This window comes from Hymenobacter caeli, from assembly GCF_013294115.1.
GTDB lineage: Bacteria > Bacteroidota > Bacteroidia > Cytophagales > Hymenobacteraceae > Hymenobacter > Hymenobacter caeli.
Genome location: NZ_JABSNP010000031.1, coordinates 22,054 through 38,720 on the forward strand (window position 1 = coordinate 22,054; position 16,667 = coordinate 38,720).

Here is a 16,667-nt window from a genome sequence, read left to right on the forward strand (position 1 = left end):
CCCCCTACTTCGGCACAAACCGGTAAAGAGCTACCCCAATCACGGCAAAAATAGAATTGGGCACCCACGCGGCCACCAGCGGGGCGAGGCTGCCCACCTGGGCCAGGTTGCGGCTCAGCATCACGAAGATGATGAACACGAAGGCCAGCACGAAGCCCAGCGCGATTTGGCCGCCCACCCCGGCCCGCGACTTGCGGGCGCTCAGCGACACGCCGATGAGCGTGAGGATGAGCGTGGCGAAGGGGTAGGAGTAGCGCTCGTACTTGGCGCTGAGGTAGGTAGCGGTGTCGTCGGCCCCGCGCTCCTGCATCTCGGCGATGAATTTGTTGAGCTGCGGCAGCGTCAGGGTTTCCTCCTCGCGGTAGTGGCTGGCGAAGTCTTTGGGCGTCAGGCGCAGGGTGGTGTCGCGGGCCGGAATGCTGCGCAGCACCTCGTCCTGGGCCCCGCGAAAGGTGCGGTCGAGCTGCGGCGTGAGGTGCCACACCTGCTTGGTCGAGTCCCAGGTGATGGCGTCGGCCGTCATGCGGCGGCGCAGGATGGTGCTGTCGATGGTTTCGAGGGCGAAGCGGTAGCCCGTGTTGTGGGTGTTGTCGTAGCTCTCCATGTACACGTAGCTGCGGGGCCCGATGCGGATGTGCACGTCGCGCCCCTTGAAGCGGTAGGGCAGCTTGATGTAGGCCCGCTCGAAGCGCACCCGCTCCTTGTTGGCCACCGGCAGCACCCAGCCGGTGAGGGCAAAAATGAACAGCCCCACCAGCGCCGCCGCCGCCATATACGGGGCCAGCAGCCGCCGGAAGCTCACGCCGCTGGCCATGATGGCCACAATTTCCGTCCGCGCCGCTAGCTGGGCCGTCACAAACACCACGGCGATGAAAATGGTAATCGGGGCCAGCAGGTTCGAGAAATACGGAAACAGAAACACGTAGTACTCGAACACAATCTGCTTCAGCGTCAGGTTGTGCTGAATAAAATCGTCGTTCTTCTCGGTAAAGTCAATCACGCAAATCACCGACACGATGATGAACACCGTGAAGACGAACGCCGTGAGGAATTTCTTAATAATGTATTTATCGAGGATGTTCATTTTACTAGCTGTTAGCTCTTAGCTGCTACTTGTTAGCTACTGAATCTAATTAAAGAGCTAACAGCTAGTAGCTGTCAGCTAACCGCTCACAAACGCGTCATCACCTGCTGTACCATGCGGGCCTTCCAGGGCCCAAACGTGCCGGCCTGGATTTGCGTGCGGGCTTCGCGCACCAGCCACAAATAGAACGCCAGGTTGTGGGCCGAGGCAATCTGGGGCCCCAGCAGCTCCTTGCTCTGAAACAAATGCCGCAGGTAGGCCCGCGAGTAGAACGTGCTGGCGACCCCGGGCAGGCTGGGGTCGATGGGCGTGAAATCCGTCGCCCACTTCTTGTTGGTGATGTTGACGATGCCCTGGGTGGTGAACAGCATGCCGTTGCGGGCGTTGCGGGTCGGCATCACGCAGTCGAACATGTCCACGCCCAGGGCAATGTTTTCCAGGATGTTGGCCGGCGTGCCCACGCCCATCAGGTAGCGGGGCTTGTCGGCGGGCAGGATGTCGCAGACCAGCTCCGCCATCTCGTACATCTGCTCGGCGGGCTCGCCCACGCTCAGGCCCCCGATGGCGTTGCCGGCCCGCCCCTGGGCCGCCACAAACTCGGCCGACTGCACCCGCAAATCCTTAAAGGTGCTGCCCTGCACAATCGGGAACAGGCTCTGCTCGAAGCCGTAGAGGCCCTCGGTGGCGTCGAAGCGCTGGATGCAGCGTTGCAGCCAGCGGTGCGTGAGGTCGAGCGAGCGGCGGGCATATTCGTACTCGCAGGGCCAGGGCGTGCACTCGTCGAAGGCCATGATGATGTCGGCCCCAATCACGCGCTGGATGTCCATCACACCCTCCGGCGTGAACAGGTGCGGGCTCCCGTCGATGTGCGAGCGAAACGTGACGCCGTCCTCCTTAATCTTGCGCGTGTTGCTGAGCGAAAACACCTGGTAGCCGCCCGAGTCCGTCAGCAGCGGCCGGTCCCAGCCGTTGAACTGGTGCAGGCCCCCGGCGGCTTGCAGCACCTCCAAGCCCGGGCGCAGGTAGAGGTGGTAGGTGTTGCCGAGGATGATTTGGGCGTCGATGTCGGTTTTGAGGGTTTGCTGGCTCACCGCCTTCACGGTGCCAGCGGTGCCCACGGGCATGAAAATGGGCGTTTCGATGGCCCCGTGGGCCGTGTGCAGCAGCCCGGCGCGGGCCTTGGTGGCGGGGTCGCGGGCGAGGAGGTCAAAAGTCATGCAGGGACTGGGAAGTGGCGGTGTAGCGCGAACTCTGTAGTTCGCGTCCCCGCGCCGTTCACGCAGCATCAATGGCGTGGAAACGCGAACTACAAAGTTCGCGCTACGGCCGGCAAAGGTAGCCCGTACCTTTGCCGGCTCATCCGCGTTGCCCGCCGTTGCCCCCGTATTTACCCAAGTCCCCCGTTTTCTGGTTGCTGCTGGCCTGCGTGCTCACGCAGTTCTACTACTGGTTTCACTACTTCGGGCCTTTCGCCCGCCGCCCCGCCGAGGCCCCGGCCGACGCGCCGGGCCCCGACGACCACGCGCCGGTGTCCATCGTCGTGTGCGCCCGCAACGAGCTGGAAAACCTGCGCCGCCTGCTGCCCCTGCTGCTTCGGCAAGACTACCCGGGGCCCTTCGAGGTGGTGCTCATCGACGACCGCAGCCGCGACGACACCCAGCAGTACGCCCAGCAGCTGGGCCAGTACTACGCCGAGCGGTTCCGGCTCGTCACCGTCAAAAGCACCCCCGACGGCTTCGCGCCCAAGAAATACGCCCTCACCCTGGGCATCAAAGCCGCCCGCCACCCCCGCCTGCTCTTCACCGACGCCGACTGCATCCCGGCCACCAACCAGTGGCTGCGCCTGATGCAGCGCGGCTTCGGGGGCCCCGGTGCGGGCGCGGGCTCCGCGGCCGACCTCGTGCTCGGCTTCTCGGCCTACGCCGAGGCCCCTGGGCTGCTCAACCGCCTCATCCGCTACGAAACGCTGCTCACGGCCGCCCAGTACCTCAGCTTTGCCTGGCGCGGGCGGCCCTACATGGGCGTGGGCCGCAACCTGGCCTACACCCGGGCCACGTTCGCGGCCACCAAGGGCTTCGCCAGCCACATCCGCCGCCTCAGCGGCGACGACGACCTGCTGGTGCAGGACGCGGTGGCCCAGGGCCGGCGCGCCGCTGTGGTGGCCGACGCCCCCGCCCACACCCTGAGCGTGCCCGCCGCCACCTGGGCCGCCTGGTGGGCCCAGAAGCGCCGCCACCTTTCGGCCGGCAGCCGCTACCGGGCGGCCGACCGCGGGCGCATCGGGGCCTTCGTACTGGCCAATACGCTGCTGTACGTGCTTACCGTGGCGCTAGCTTTTTCGCCCGAACTTTGGGTAACTTTGGCGGTTGTGTGGGTTCTGCGAACTTTAGCGCTAATCCGTGTGTATGGCCTCCTTGGCCGGCGACTGGGCCAGCCACTGCCGCTCGTTTGGCTGCCGCTGCTCGACGTTTTATATTTCGCTCAATACGTTACCATCAGCCTTTCCTTGCTATTCAAGCGTCCCCTTCGATGGAAGTAAACAACCAGGACATTCAGAAACAGTTCTCCGCCAAGGCCAAGCACGACTTCAAGCTCATCCGCGCCGCCGTGGACCACGGCGACGAGAAGGCTTACGCCGAGCTGATGCAGATTTACAAGAAGCCCGTGTACCACGTGGTGCTGAAAATGGTGCGCAACCAGGACGACGCCGAGGACCTCACCATCGAGGCCTTCGCCAAGGCCTTCAAGAACCTGCACAAGTTCAACCCCGAGTACGCCTTCAGCACCTGGCTCTTCCGCATCGCCACCAACAACTGCATCGATTTCATTCGCAAGAATAAAATCAAAACGATGTCCATCGATTCGGCCATCAAGGTCGATAACGGCGACGAAATCACCATCGATTTCCGCGACAACGACCTCAACCCGGCCGAGCACGCCGTGCGCAACCAGAAAATCGAAATCATGCGCCACGTCGTCTCGCGCCTGCCCGACAAGTACCAGCGCCTGGTGAGCCTGCGCTACTTCGACGAGCTGAGCTACGAGGAAATTGCCACCGAGCTAAAAGCCCCCCTCGGCACCGTGAAAGCCCAGCTGCACCGCGCCCGCGAGCTGCTCTACGACATGATGAAGCACACCAAGCAGATTATTTAAGCTCTGAAAAGCCCCGCTCGTCGGGGCTTTTTTATGGCCGGCCAGGACCCTCAATTTCTATTGAAAGCACGATGCCGTATTTCTTTATCCTGCCGGTTTTCGTAGTGGGGCTGCTGTTGCCGCTGGCCGCTGGGGTGGTGCTGCGCTTCACCCGGTGGCGGAACGCCGCGCCGTATGTTTTCGGAGTAGCAGTGGGCGCGGCCCTGGGCTTTGCCGGGGCCAATGCGCTACTGCTACCGCTGCTGCATGGGGTAAACAAACTCCCCGCTACCCAAAATGCGCAAACAATCAAGACGCTGCTGCTGGCCGTGGTGGTCTTCATCGGGCCGTTTGTGGCGTCCGCGGCGGGCGCAGTCGTTGGAGCAATCGTGGGAATAGTGGCAGCGTGGCGCATTGGCCGGCGCTGAGTCCGTAGCGAGCAGGATTCGCGCCATTCGGGTAGGTGCCGGGCCTCCAGCAACCCATGTGAAGCCGCCGAACCGTGCACCTTTGCGCCCATGAATCTCCTCCAGCAGCACTTCCCCGAGTTCACGCCCCAGCAGCTCCAGCTTTTTAAGCAGTTCGAAACCGAGTTCCGGGCCATCAACGAGCAGGTGAACCTGGTGTCGCGGGCCGACGTGGACAACTTCGCCGAGCGGCACGTGCTGCACTCGCTGGGCCTGGCCAAGGTGGTGCAGTTCCCGAAGGGCAGCGCCGTGCTCGACGTGGGCACCGGCGGGGGCCTGCCGGGCCTGCCGCTGGCCATTGCCTTCCCGGAGGTGCACTTCCACCTGGTGGACAGCATCGGCAAGAAAATCCGGGCCGTGCAGTACCTGGCCGGGGCCCTGGGCCTCGACAACGTGACGGCCGAGCACACCCGCGCCGAGCAGCTGCGCCCCAAGTACGACTTCGTGGTGAGCCGCGCCGTGGCCCGGCTGGCCACCTTTCACCCGTGGGTGGCCCACCTGTTCAAGCCCAAGGGCCTGCGCGAAAGCGGAATGTACCTGCTCAAAGGCGGCGACCTGGCCGAGGAAATTGCCGAGTCGGGCCTGGTGGCCACCGTCACCGAACTGGCGCAGTTTTTTCCTGAGGAGTTTTTTGAAACCAAGAAGGTCGTGTTCGTGCCCGCCAACTCGCGGGCCCGCTAATCGCAGGCAATCAGGCGGGTAGGGGCCCCAGCAGGAATTCCACCGCCCGCCGCTCCGAGTAGTACGCGCCGTCGGGAGCCCCTTCGCCGAAGCCCACGTGCCCGCCCCCGGGCGGCGTTTCGAGGTACACGAACCGGGAGGCGGCCGCCACCGCGCGCGGAAAGCACGAGGGCGGCAGGAACGGGTCGTTTTCGGCGTTCACCAGCAGCGTGGGCACTTGGATGGCCGCCAGGTACTGCCCCGAACTGGCGAAGGCGTAGTACGCATCGGCCGAGGCGAAGCCGTGCATGGGGGCCGTGTAGCGGTCGTCGAACTGCGGGAAGTCGCGCAGCTCGTCCAGGCCCGCCAGGTCTACTTCGCCGGGCCGCAGGGCCGCCTTGTCGCGGATTTTCTGGCGCAGCGTTTTCAAAAACCGGCGTAGGTACACCTGGTTCTGGGGCCGGGCAATGTGCAGGGAGCTGGCTCGCAGGTCGGTGGGCACCGAGAACACGGCGGCCCGCTGCACCTCGGCTGGCACCTGCGCCGGGGCCTCGCCCAGGTACTTGAGCGTCACGTTGCCGCCCGCCGAGAAGCCCGTCAGGTACACGCGCGGGTAGCGGCCCGGGGCCAGGGCGTGGCGCAGCACCCGGGCCAGGTCGCCGGTGTCGCCGAGGTGGTAAGAGCGGAGCAGGCGGTTCATCTCGCCGCCGCAGGTGCGGTAGTTCCAGGCCAGCGCGTCGAGGCCGGCGCGGTTGAGGGCCCGTACCATGCCGCGCACGTAAGCGCTGCCGCTGCTGCCCTCCAGGCCGTGCGACACAATGGCCAGGCCCTGGGCCACGCGCCCGGCCGGCAGCCGGCTCCAGTCCAGGTCGAGGAAATCGCCGTCGTCCAGCTCCAGCCGCTCGCGTTGGTACGCTACCTCGGGCACCGAGCGCCACAGGCTGGGCACGATGGTCTGCACGTGGCCGTTAAATAAGTAGCGCGGCGGCTGGTAGGCCGGGTTGGAAAGCAAGGGCATGGGGCCTGAGAAGCGCGGCAGTCGGCCGCTGAATAATTGTACACTCACAAGGTGGCGAAGAATTGGCTTGTCGGCGGCTTCGCTCTTCTGTTACAAACTAATCGAACACAGCCGTGCAAGCAGAACGGTTCGGGAATTTTCCGAACTTTCTATTGCAGGAATAGAAATGTTCCGTACCTTTGCTCTCCCAAACGCAAAAAGACCCGGCTTACCGGCCGTTTTCGATAGTTTTTTCTTCTCATGGCAAACCATAAGTCGGCTCTCAAGCGCATCCGCAGCAACGAAGCCAAGCGCGTACTGAACCGCTACCAGCACAAATCGACCCGCACGGCCATCAAAAAGCTGCGCGCCACCACCGACAAAACGGCCGCTTTGGACTTGTTGAAGAAGGTATCGTCGATGCTGGACCGTTTGGCTAAAAAGAGCATTATCCACAAAAATAAAGCTGCTAACAACAAAAGCAAGCTCACGAAGTTCGTTAATGCGCTCAGCGCGTAACGAATAGGAGGGCCGGGCTGCGCCGCCCCAAGGTCCGGTCCTCCGTCTTATACCAAGAGGCCCCGTTTCCAACTGGAAACGGGGCCTCTTGTGCGTTCAGGGTGCGAAGGTACCCGCGGTGGCCGCGGGCTCACGGGGTCGCGGCCAGGGTGATAACCCGCTGGCAGACGGCTACGCGGCGGCCATGCTACAAAAAGGGGCCCCGGCTGTTCGCAGCCGGGGCCCCTTTTTAGAACCAAATAACCGGTAGGCCCAGCAGAATCCTGCTGAAATCTGCGGTTTAGGGCCTAAGCCACGGTCACTTTCACCATGTTGGCCTTGCCCTTTTCCTGCATGGGCATCGAGCCGGTGGTGATGAACACGTCGCCGGTGGCCAGGTGGCCGGTGGTTTGGAGGACGTAGCGGATGTCGGCCACGGTGCTGTCGGTGCTGATGTAGCGGTCGTAGTAGAAGCCGCGCACGCCCCAAACCAGGCTCAGGGCGGTGAGCAGGGCCCGGTTGTCGGTGAAGATGAAGATGTTGGCTTTGGGCCGGTACTTGGAGATTTGAAACGCCGTGTAGCCGTTGTGCGTGAGGCCGGTGATGGCCCTGGCCCCCGTGTTTTTGGCCAGGTGGCAGGCCGCCGACAGCACGCTGTCGGCCATGAACTGGGGCGCGGCGGGGTCGATGGGCCGCCAGCGGTAAAACAGGTTCGGGCTCTGGGTTTCCACGCTCATGATGGTGCCCACCATCGAGCGGATGACTTCGGCGGGGTAGGCCCCCACGGCGGTTTCGGCCGACAGCATCACGGCGTCGGCCCCGTCGAGCACGGCGTTGGCCACGTCGCTGGTTTCGGCGCGGGTGGGGCGCGGGGCCGTAATCATCGACTCCATCATCTGGGTGGCCACGATGACGGGCTTGCCGGCCGCGTTGCACTTGGCGATGATCATCTTCTGCGCCATCGGCACTTCCTCCATCTTCACCTCCACGCCAAGGTCGCCGCGGGCCACCATCACGGCGTCGGTGATGGCGATGATTTCGTCGAGGTTTTCCAGGCCCTCGGGCGTCTCAATCTTGGCCACCACGCGCGTGGTTTTGCCGCCCTCGGCGATGAGCTGCTTAATAAAGCGGATGTCCTCGGCGCGGCGCGCGAAACTCAGGGCAATCCAGTCCACGTCGTTTTCCAGGCCGAACTTGAGGTCTTCGATGTCCTTCTCCGTCATGCTCGGGGCCGATACCTTCGAGTCGGGCAGGTTGATGCCCTTGCGGGGCTTCACCAGGCCGCCGTAGATGACTTCCACGTCCACTTCGGCCGCGCGGTCGGTGGCCAGTACCTTCAGTTCGATTTTGCCGTCGTCGATGAGAATCATGTCGCCGGGCTTCACGTCGCGGGCCAGGCCCAGGTAAATCGTGCTCAGGCGGGTGGCGGTGCTGATTTCTTTCTCGCCGCACACGAGCTTGATTTTGTCGCCGCGCTTGATTTCCACGCCGCCGCCCTCCACGTCGCCGAGGCGAATCTTGGGGCCCTGCAGGTCCTGGAGCAGGCCCACGTTGGTGCGCAGGTCCTTATTGAGGCGGCGCACCAGGTTGATGACTTCTAAGTGCTCTTCGTGCTTGCCGTGCGAGAAGTTGAGCCGGAACACGTCCACGCCTTCGCGGATGAGCATGCCGAGGCGCTCGTAGGTGTTGGAGGCGGGGCCCACGGTGGCCACGATTTTGGTTTTGTTAAAGCTGGGACGGTTTTCCATGAAAGGGGAGAGGGGGTTCGGGCTGCAAGTTTAAGAAAAAGGAACCGGCCCGGCCCGGCCCGGCGGGCCCTACAAAATCAAGTTCTCTTTGTACTTAAGGGTATTGGGGTCGAACTGGGCGGCGTACTGCACCGCGTCGAGGGCGGTGAGGCGGGCCACCAGGGCCGCGCCGGCCAGCCCGTCGCAGCCGTTGCGCACGGCCAGCAGGTAGTCGTACTCCTTCACGTCGGGGGCCAGAAAGGGCTTGGGCAGGGCAGAGGGCACCAGTGCCCGGTTGCGGAACAGGCGCAGCGTGAGCACTTCCGTAGCGTGTAAGTAGTAGCTGAACACGAGCTGCTCGCGCCCGGCCAGCGGCAGGGCCAGGTCGGGCTGGCGGCGCAGGCGCAGGCGCAGGGCCCGGTTGAGGGCCCAGGCCAGCGAGTAGTCGCGGGCGCTGGACACGAGCCCGAAAAGGTCGAAATCGCAGGCCATCTCCACGTCCAGGGTAAAAATCTTCGTCACGGCGGCGGGCAGCGGCCGCGGGGCACGGCCGGGGCAAAGCTAAGCGCGATTGGGGCCCCGCACGCGGGCCCGGACCACAATCTTACACCCGCGTTTCGGGGCCGGACCCGGGCCCCGGTTAGAAAATCTCTCGTTACTTTGCGCCGTAATCCTTTTTAAACCCCACGGAAATGTCTGAAATCGCAGAAAAAGTAAAAGCCATCATTATCGATAAACTGGGCGTCGAAGCTTCGGAGGTAACCCCGGAAGCCAGCTTCACCAACGACCTGGGCGCCGATTCGCTCGACACGGTGGAACTGATTATGGAGTTCGAGAAGGAGTTTAACGTGAGCATCCCCGACGACCAGGCCGAGAACATCCAGACCGTGGGCCAGGCCATCAGCTACCTCGAAGAGCACGCCAAGTAATCTTTACGCTTTATAGTTGCCATGACCGGCCGGCTCGCCGCCGGCCGGTTTCGTGGTTTTAGTCTGCCCCTTTTTTGCGCCGCTGGCGCTTGCTTATGTCGTCTATCCGACGCGTTGTCGTTACCGGCCTCGGGGCCATCACGCCGATTGGCAGCACGGTCCCGGCTTATTGGGAAGGCCTGAAAAACGGGGTGAGCGGCGCTGCGGCCATCACCCGTTTCCCAGCCGGCAAGTTTAAAACCCGCTTTGCCTGCGAAGTAAAGGACTATAACCCCGACACGTACTTCGACCGCAAGGAGGGCCGCAAGATGGACCTCTTCACGCAATTCGCCGTCATTGCCTCCGACGAGGCCATTGCCGACGCCGGCCTGCTGGAAGGCGTGGACAAGGACCGGGTGGGCGTGATTTGGGGCTCGGGCATCGGCGGGCTGCGCTCGCTGCAAGAGGAGTGCTTCCAGTTTGAGCGCGGCGACGGCACGCCGCGCTACTCGCCCTTCTTCATCCCGCGCATGATTGCCGACTCCTCGTCGGGCAACATCTCCATCAAAAACGGCTTCCGGGGCCCCAACTTCGTCACCACCTCCGCTTGCGCCTCGTCGAACGACGCGCTGATTGCGGCTTTCAACAACATCCGCCTGGGCCTGGCCGACGCCATCGTGACGGGCGGCTCGGAGGCGGCCATCACCGAGTCGGGCGTGGGCGGCTTTAATGCGCTGAAAGCGATGAGTGAGCGCAACGACGACCCGGCCTCGGCCTCGCGGCCCTACGACAAGGACCGCGACGGCTTCGTGCTGGGCGAAGGCGCGGGGGCCCTGGTGCTCGAAGAGTACGAGCACGCCAAGGCCCGCGGGGCCAAGATGTACGCCGAAGTCATCGGCGGCGGCATGTCGTCGGACGCCTACCACATCACCGCCCCCGACCCGTCGGGCTCGGGCGTGGTGCTGGTGATGCGCAACGCCCTGCGCGACGCCGGCATCGGGCCCGAGGACGTGGACTACATCAATACCCACGGCACGAGCACGCCGCTCGGCGACGGGGCCGAAATCAAGGCCATCGAAACCGTGTTCGGGGCCCACGCCGCGGCGCTGAACATCTCCTCGACCAAGAGCATGACCGGGCACCTGCTGGGCGGGGCCGGCGGCATCGAGGCCGTGGCGAGCATTCTGGCCATTCGGCACGGCCTGGTGCCCCCCACCATCAACCTGCACACGCCCGACCCGGAAATCAACCAGGCCCTGAACTTCACGCCCAACACGGCCCAGGCCCGCGCGGTGAACGTGGCCATGAGCAACACCTTTGGCTTCGGGGGCCACAACACGTCGGTCATTTTCCGCAAGCTGTAATTCTTGCCCGCTTCGCTTTGCTAGGTTTCATTTCGCGGCTGCTCGGTTCGGACAAGGCTTTTCGCAAAGCCGTGGGCACGGTGACCGGCCAGGCCCCCGGCAACGCCCGGCTGTACCGGCTGGCGTTCACGCACTCGTCGGCGGTGCGGGCGCAGCCCGAGAAGGGCCGCCACCAGACCAACGAGCGGCTGGAGTTTCTGGGCGACGCCATCCTGGGGGCCGTGGTGGCCGAGTACCTGTTTCAGAAGTACCCCTACGAGCAGGAAGGCTTCCTGACGGAGGTGCGCTCGCGCATCGTCAACCGCGAGAGCCTGAACGGCATTGCCCTGAAGCTGGGGCTAGACAAGCTGGTGCAGCTCGACGCGGCCCAGGGCCGCGGGGCCCGCTCGCGCTCCGTGAACGGCAACGCGCTGGAGGCATTGGTGGGGGCCGTGTACCTGGATTTGGGCTACCGGGCGGCCCGCAAGTTCATCCTCACCCGCCTCGTGAAGGGCTTCGTGGACGTGCACACGCTCACCACCACCACGGCCAATTTCAAGAGCAAGCTGGTGGAGTGGGCCCAGCGCCAGGGCAAAAACCTGCGCTACGACCTCAGCGGCGAGGCCCGGCCGGGCGGCACGATGGAGTTTACGGCCACGGTGCTGCTCGACGACGAGGTAGTGGCCACCGGCATGGGCCTGAGCAAGAAGCAGGCAGAGCAGCTGGCCGCCGAGCGGGCCCTGGCGGCGCTGGGGGTGGATTAGCTTTCGCGGCTGGCTTACGGGTGCGACGTGATTATGGACATAGCTGTCATCCTCATCATCGGTATCAGCTTTGTTGCCGGGCTTTTCTGGTATCAGAATAACATCTGGGGGCCTAAGAAAAAGAAGCTGCTGATGCAGCACGGGCCACTGGTGGAGCTGGAGAAATGGCAATTTCGCGCCGTCACGAATGCTTTTGCGGGAGAATTAGTCGGTAAAGCAGCAGAAGTGCCGTTAGCGTTTGTGGGGACAACGGGGGGCTACGCTACGGAGGTGTCCATTGGCTGGAATTGCCGGCCGCATATACTGGTACGGCTGTTTTTCGAGCCAGGTAGCCGGGACTACGATGAGATAATGCACGCTTGGAAAGTGTTACAAGCGGCTACTGCCACCCAGGAGTTTAGAAATTGTTTCGTAGCCCCGGTATATGTAGATGCTGAGCTGGCGTACAACTTTTAGCCACCCAAGGCCGAAGAAATTATTGAACTGGCAGAACAAATGGCTCACGGCCTGCATGCCATCGGCAGAAAGCCTACTGTTTATGCGGAAGGTAGTGAGTTAGCCACTAGGATATTGGCAACCAGCCGGAGCCGAAACCTGGCCTCGTAAACAATGGGGCTGATTTCTGTTAACTAATAAATCAGTATTGAACATCATGCGTATCGCCGGTGCTGCCCTCAACCAAATCCCGTTCGACTGGGAAAATAATTTGCGCACCATCCGCGCGGCCATTGAGCAGGCCCGGGCGGCGGGCGTGGAGCTGCTGTGCCTGCCCGAGCTGTGCCTGACCGGCTACGGCTGCGAAGACCTGTTCCTGAGCGACTGGCTGCCGGCGGAGGCCCTGGCGCGGTTGCAGGACGTCCGGCCCTGGACGGACGGGATTTGCGTGTGCGTGGGCCTGCCCGTGCGGCTCCACCACCGCACCTACAACACCGCGGCGGTGCTGCGCGACGGGCAAATCTTGGGCTTCGCGGCCAAGCAATTTCTGGCCAACGACGGGGTGCACTACGAGCCGCGCTTCTTCGTGCCGTGGGCGGCGGGCGAGACGATAGCGGTGACGCTGGGGGCCGAAACCTGGCCGCTGGGCGACCTCACCTTTGAGCACCGCGGGATGAAGTTCGGGTTTGAGATTTGCGAGGATGCCTGGCGGGCCGACGACGTGCGGCCGGCCTGCCGGTTGCGCGGCCGGGTGGATTTGATTGTGAACCCCTCGGCCAGCCACTTCGCCATGAGCAAGACGGACCTGCGCTACCAGCTGGTGCTCAAGGCCTCGCGCAATTTCCACTGCACCTACCTCTACGCCAACCTGCTGGGCAACGAGGCGGGGCGCATCATCTACGACGGTGAAATACTGGTGGCCCGCAACGGCCACCTGCTGCGGCGCAACCAGCTGCTGAGCTTCAAGGAAGTGGACCTGGAGTGGGTGGACGTGGACTTCGGCCAGGACCTGGCCCCGGCCGCGGACATCGTGCCGCTGCCCGCGCCCGACGAGTACAAGGAACTCAACCAGGCCATGAGCCTGGCCCTGTTCGATTACCTGCGCAAGGCCCGCAGCCGCGGCTTCGTGCTGAGTTTGAGCGGCGGGGCCGACTCGTGCTTTTGCGCCGTGGGCGTGGCCGAGATGGTGCGCCTGGGCGTGGAAGAGCTGGGCGTGGCGGAGTTCAAGCGCCGCAGCGGCTGCTTCCCGGCGGCAGCCGAAACTGTGGTGGAGCAGGCCGGGGCCGGTGGGGTAGCGGCGCAAGTGGTGCGGAGCGAGCTGAAAGTAGAAAGCGAAGCGTTGGGAAGCACGGGGGCGGGGGGAGGACCGAATGGAAAAGCGGATGTCTTAACCTTAAACGATCCTCCTTTAACTGAAAACCAGCAGCTCGTCAACGCCCTGCTGACGTGCGCGTACCAGGGCACGGTGAACTCGTCGGACGACACGTTTGAGTCGGCCCAGGAGCTAGCGGATAGCCTGGGGGCCCGGTTTTTCCATTGGACCATTGACGACGAGGTGGCCGGCTACGTGGGCAAAATCTCGGGGGCCCTGGGCCGTGCGCTGGCCTGGGACACCGACGACCTGGCCCTGCAAAACATCCAGGCGCGGGTGCGGGCCCCGGGCATCTGGCTGCTGGCCAACGTGCAGAACTGCCTGCTCCTCACCACCTCCAACCGCTCGGAGGCCAGCGTGGGCTACTGCACCATGGACGGCGACACGGCCGGCAGCATCTCGCCCATCGCGGGCGTCGACAAGGCCTTCGTGAAGCAGTGGCTGCGCTGGGCCGAAACCGAGCTGGGCTACGGGGCCCTGCGCCACGTGAACGCCCTCCAGCCCACCGCCGAGCTGCGCCCCCTGGCCGACGGGCAAACCGACGAGCGCGACCTCATGCCCTACCCGCTGCTCAACCGCATCGAGCGCCTGGCGTTCTACGAGCGGCTGGCGCCCGCCGCCGTGCTGGCCCAGCTGGTGGCCGAAACCCCGGGGGCCGACGCCGGGCAGCTGCGCACCTACGTGCGCCGCTTCTACACCCTCTGGAGCCGCAACCAGTGGAAGCGCGAGCGGTACGCCCCCAGCTTTCACCTCGACGATTACAACGTGGACCCGCGCTCGTGGCTGCGCTTCCCCATCCTCAGCGGTGGCTTCGGGGCCGAGCTGGCGGCGCTGTAGGGCCCCCGGGCTGATGGATAGCAACCAAGTCGCGGGAGCCGCAAAGGTTCGCGCTGCCGGGTGGTTTACGACTTGCCCGGGCGAAGCTGTTTGAAAATAATTGTGCTGCCAGTCAGTGGCTTGTGTGATAAATTTGGGCGGCGGCGCAAGTTCTGGGGTTAGGTAGGGCCTAACCATCCGAAACCTCAGCCGCTGTGGCGCGGGCCGGTGCGAAGAGCGCCCCTTACCGATTATTCTGCCTTGGCCCACCCCGTTCCGCTGCTTGAGGCCCCCGGCCCGCCCGCAACTGCCCCGGCCAGCGCCCCGGTGGCCGATGCCGAACTGGTGGCGCAGTTGCAGCGCGGCAGTGAGGCCGCATTTCGCACCCTGGTGGCGCGCCACCAGGGCCGCGTGTACCGCACGGCGCTGGCCCTGCTGCGCTCACCGGAGGAGGCCGAGGACGTGGCCCAGGAGGTGTTTGTGGAAGTGTACCAGACCATTGGCCGGTTCCGGGGCGAGGCCGCCCTCAGCACCTGGCTCTACCAGCTGGCCACCTCGGGGGCCCTGAAAAACCGCCGGCGGGCCCGCGCCAAAAAGCGCCTGGCCTACGTCACCAGCCTGTTGGGCTTCAACAACGCTGTGCTGCACCACCCGCCCGACCACGCGCACCCGCTGGCCCTGCTCGAAGGCCAGCAGCAGCTGCAACTGCTGCTGGCCCGCGTGGCCCGCCTGCCCGACGCGCAGCAGGTGGCCTTCACCCTGCGCCACGAGCAGGAATTAAGCTACGCAGAAATCGCGGCCGTGCTCGGCACCAGCGTGCCCGCCGTGGAATCGTTGCTGTTCCGGGCCCGCCAAACCCTCCGTCAACAACTGTAACCCTCTGTCCGCCATGTCTAACGCCCCCGCCCGCCCGGCTCCCGACGAAGAATGGGACGACCTGCTGCGCCAGCTGCGCGCCCAACCCCCGGCCCAGCCCCGCCCGTATTTCTACCAGCGGGTGCACGCCCGGCTCGCCGCCGGGGCCCCCGCTGCCGCCGTCGCGCTGCCCGGCTGGCTGCGCCGGCCCGCCTACGCCGTGCTGCTCGGCGGGGTGGTGCTGGCCCTCAGCGGCGACGGGGCCACGTTCCGCCCGGCCGCGCGGGGGGGCCAAGCTGCCAGCTCGCCGCGGCTGCTCCCGCGCTGATTTGCCCCCTTTAGCTGGGCCGTTTTGGGACCTCGGCCGGGCCTGCCGCCGGGGGCCCAAAACGGCCGGCCCGGCCGCAAGCCCGGGGGCTGAGTACCTTTGAAACCATCTTTTACTTTCGCTACGCATGTCGTCTTTGCTCGCAAGTGTTTTCTGGAACGTTGACCCCACCATCTTCACGGCGGGGCCCTGGCACGTGTTCGGGCTAACCGTGGGGCCCCTCACGCCGCGCTGGTACGGGCTGCTGTTCATGGCCCCCTTCGTGCTGGGCACCTTCGTGCTGAGCCACATCTACAAGTCGGAGAAAACCTCCCCCGCCTGGGTCGATGTCATCACCGTGTACATGCTGGTGGGCACCATCGTGGGGGCCCGGCTGGGGCACGTGCTGTTCTACGAGCCGGCCATTTTGAAAGACCCGCTGGAGGTGTTCCGCATCTGGCACGGCGGGCTGGCCAGCCACGGGGCCACCATCGGCATCTTGCTGGCCGTGTGGCTGTTCTCGCGCAACAACAAGTTCGATTACCTCTGGACGCTCGACCGCATCGTGATTGTGGTGGCCCTGGGCGGGGCCTGCATCCGGATGGGCAACCTGATGAACTCCGAAATCGTGGGCAAGCCCACCGACGCGCCCTGGGCCTTCACCTTCCCGCGCGACGCGGAGCACCTGGTGCCCGCCGCCCACCCGCTGCCCGCCGGGGCCGTGCAGGTGGCCGCCGTGCCCGTGCAGCTGGTCGATGGCACCGCCGGCTACCGCCTGCTGCCCGCCGGTACCCCCGTGGCCCCCGACGCGCCGATGGCCGTGCCGCGCCACCCCACCCAGATTTACGAGTCGCTGTTCTGCGTGTTCCTGCTCGTGCTGCTCTACTCGATGTGGAACCGCACGAAGGACAAAACCCCGCGCGGGCAGCTGTTCGGGCTGTTCGTGGTGCTGCTCTTCACCTTCCGCCTCCTGATTGAATACCTCAAGGAAAACCAGGTATCGTTCGAAAACGGCAACGTCCTCAACCAGGGCCAGCTGCTCAGCATCCCGTTCATTCTCATCGGCATCTGGGTGCTGTGGCGGGCCGGCAAAGACCCCAACAACCCCTACGGCTACGCCCCGCGCGACCTGGACGCCGCCGATGCCGCCGCCGGGGCCCCGGCCGCTACGCCGCTGGCGGGCCGCAAGTAGCGGCGCTTCAACAGCTTAAGTAGTCGCGCAAAAGTAATCGCATAAAAACGGAGGCGTTAAATTTGGTGCATGCGTGCCCCCCTTGCCTTAACCCCCGACGAAGTCACCAC

The 16,667-nt window shown here is 64.6% G+C and carries 18 protein-coding genes; 13 read left to right on the plus strand and 5 right to left on the minus strand.

Going from position 1 to position 16,667, the window contains the following annotated elements:
- Positions 1 to 4: 4 nt before the first annotated feature.
- Both HNP98_RS20675 and tgt read right to left on the minus strand, forming a co-directional pair.
- A complete protein-coding gene (locus HNP98_RS20675) occupies positions 5 to 1,084 on the minus strand; it encodes an LptF/LptG family permease (RefSeq protein ID WP_173812079.1) in 1,080 nt (359 codons plus the stop codon).
- A gap of 86 nt (positions 1,085 to 1,170) precedes the next feature.
- Positions 1,171 to 2,301: a tRNA guanosine(34) transglycosylase Tgt gene (tgt, locus tag HNP98_RS20680; RefSeq protein WP_173812080.1), complete on the minus strand. Its 1,131-nt coding sequence runs from the start codon at positions 2,299 to 2,301 to the stop codon at positions 1,171 to 1,173.
- A gap of 194 nt (positions 2,302 to 2,495) precedes the next feature.
- On the opposite strand from tgt, the gene HNP98_RS20685 reads away from it, so the two are divergent.
- From HNP98_RS20685 to rsmG, 4 genes are all read left to right on the plus strand, one after another.
- The gene (locus HNP98_RS20685; protein ID WP_173812081.1) at positions 2,496 to 3,623 is read left to right on the plus strand and encodes a glycosyltransferase; all 1,128 of its coding nucleotides are present in this window, start codon (positions 2,496 to 2,498) and stop codon (positions 3,621 to 3,623) included.
- A complete protein-coding gene (locus HNP98_RS20690) occupies positions 3,614 to 4,237 on the plus strand; it encodes an RNA polymerase sigma factor (protein WP_173812082.1) in 624 nt (207 codons plus the stop codon). The genes HNP98_RS20685 and HNP98_RS20690 overlap by 10 nt, the downstream gene beginning before the upstream one ends.
- Positions 4,238 to 4,308: 71 nt before the next feature.
- Positions 4,309 to 4,644: a hypothetical protein gene (locus tag HNP98_RS20695; RefSeq protein ID WP_173812083.1), complete on the plus strand. Its 336-nt coding sequence runs from the start codon at positions 4,309 to 4,311 to the stop codon at positions 4,642 to 4,644.
- A 90-nt stretch (positions 4,645 to 4,734) separates the two neighbouring features.
- A complete protein-coding gene (gene rsmG / locus HNP98_RS20700) occupies positions 4,735 to 5,364 on the plus strand; it encodes a 16S rRNA (guanine(527)-N(7))-methyltransferase RsmG (protein WP_173812084.1) in 630 nt (209 codons plus the stop codon).
- Between the two features lie 10 nt (positions 5,365 to 5,374).
- Here rsmG and HNP98_RS20705 read toward each other — a convergent pair whose 3' ends face one another.
- Positions 5,375 to 6,361: a YheT family hydrolase gene (locus tag HNP98_RS20705; protein WP_173812085.1), complete on the minus strand. Its 987-nt coding sequence runs from the start codon at positions 6,359 to 6,361 to the stop codon at positions 5,375 to 5,377.
- Between the two features lie 240 nt (positions 6,362 to 6,601).
- Here HNP98_RS20705 and rpsT point away from each other — a divergent pair, with 240 nt between their 5' ends.
- On the plus strand, positions 6,602 to 6,859 hold the full coding sequence (gene rpsT, locus HNP98_RS20710; RefSeq protein WP_173812086.1) for a 30S ribosomal protein S20: 258 nt from the start codon (positions 6,602 to 6,604) through the stop codon (positions 6,857 to 6,859).
- Between the two features lie 287 nt (positions 6,860 to 7,146).
- On the opposite strand, the gene pyk is transcribed toward rpsT, so the two are convergent.
- Together pyk and HNP98_RS20720 are read right to left on the minus strand one after the other, a co-directional pair.
- A complete protein-coding gene (gene pyk, locus HNP98_RS20715; RefSeq protein WP_173812087.1) occupies positions 7,147 to 8,586 on the minus strand; it encodes a pyruvate kinase in 1,440 nt (479 codons plus the stop codon).
- Between the two features lie 69 nt (positions 8,587 to 8,655).
- The gene (locus tag HNP98_RS20720) at positions 8,656 to 9,087 is read right to left on the minus strand and encodes an IPExxxVDY family protein (RefSeq protein ID WP_317171168.1); all 432 of its coding nucleotides are present in this window, start codon (positions 9,085 to 9,087) and stop codon (positions 8,656 to 8,658) included.
- A 170-nt stretch (positions 9,088 to 9,257) separates the two neighbouring features.
- On the opposite strand from HNP98_RS20720, the gene HNP98_RS20725 reads away from it, so the two are divergent.
- From HNP98_RS20725 to lgt, 8 genes are all read left to right on the plus strand, one after another.
- Positions 9,258 to 9,494, plus strand: a complete 237-nt coding sequence (locus HNP98_RS20725) for an acyl carrier protein (RefSeq protein WP_169532328.1) — start codon at positions 9,258 to 9,260, stop codon at positions 9,492 to 9,494.
- Between the two features lie 95 nt (positions 9,495 to 9,589).
- Entirely contained in the window at positions 9,590 to 10,837 is a 1,248-nt protein-coding gene (fabF, locus tag HNP98_RS20730) for a beta-ketoacyl-ACP synthase II (RefSeq protein ID WP_173812088.1), read from the plus strand.
- A 17-nt stretch (positions 10,838 to 10,854) separates the two neighbouring features.
- The gene (rnc, locus tag HNP98_RS20735) at positions 10,855 to 11,580 is read left to right on the plus strand and encodes a ribonuclease III (RefSeq protein WP_217425861.1); all 726 of its coding nucleotides are present in this window, start codon (positions 10,855 to 10,857) and stop codon (positions 11,578 to 11,580) included.
- Positions 11,581 to 11,613: 33 nt separating this feature from the next.
- Positions 11,614 to 12,036, plus strand: a complete 423-nt coding sequence (locus tag HNP98_RS20740; RefSeq protein WP_173812089.1) for a hypothetical protein — start codon at positions 11,614 to 11,616, stop codon at positions 12,034 to 12,036.
- Between the two features lie 196 nt (positions 12,037 to 12,232).
- Positions 12,233 to 14,224, plus strand: coding sequence for an NAD(+) synthase (gene nadE, locus HNP98_RS20745; protein ID WP_173812090.1), 1,992 nt, complete (start codon positions 12,233 to 12,235; stop codon positions 14,222 to 14,224).
- Positions 14,225 to 14,464: 240 nt separating this feature from the next.
- Positions 14,465 to 15,079, plus strand: a complete 615-nt coding sequence (locus HNP98_RS20750; protein WP_246275265.1) for an RNA polymerase sigma factor — start codon at positions 14,465 to 14,467, stop codon at positions 15,077 to 15,079.
- A gap of 13 nt (positions 15,080 to 15,092) precedes the next feature.
- The gene (locus tag HNP98_RS20755) at positions 15,093 to 15,386 is read left to right on the plus strand and encodes a hypothetical protein (RefSeq protein ID WP_173812091.1); all 294 of its coding nucleotides are present in this window, start codon (positions 15,093 to 15,095) and stop codon (positions 15,384 to 15,386) included.
- A 127-nt stretch (positions 15,387 to 15,513) separates the two neighbouring features.
- The gene (gene lgt, locus HNP98_RS20760; RefSeq protein WP_173812092.1) at positions 15,514 to 16,557 is read left to right on the plus strand and encodes a prolipoprotein diacylglyceryl transferase; all 1,044 of its coding nucleotides are present in this window, start codon (positions 15,514 to 15,516) and stop codon (positions 16,555 to 16,557) included.
- Positions 16,558 to 16,667 lie beyond the last annotated feature (110 nt).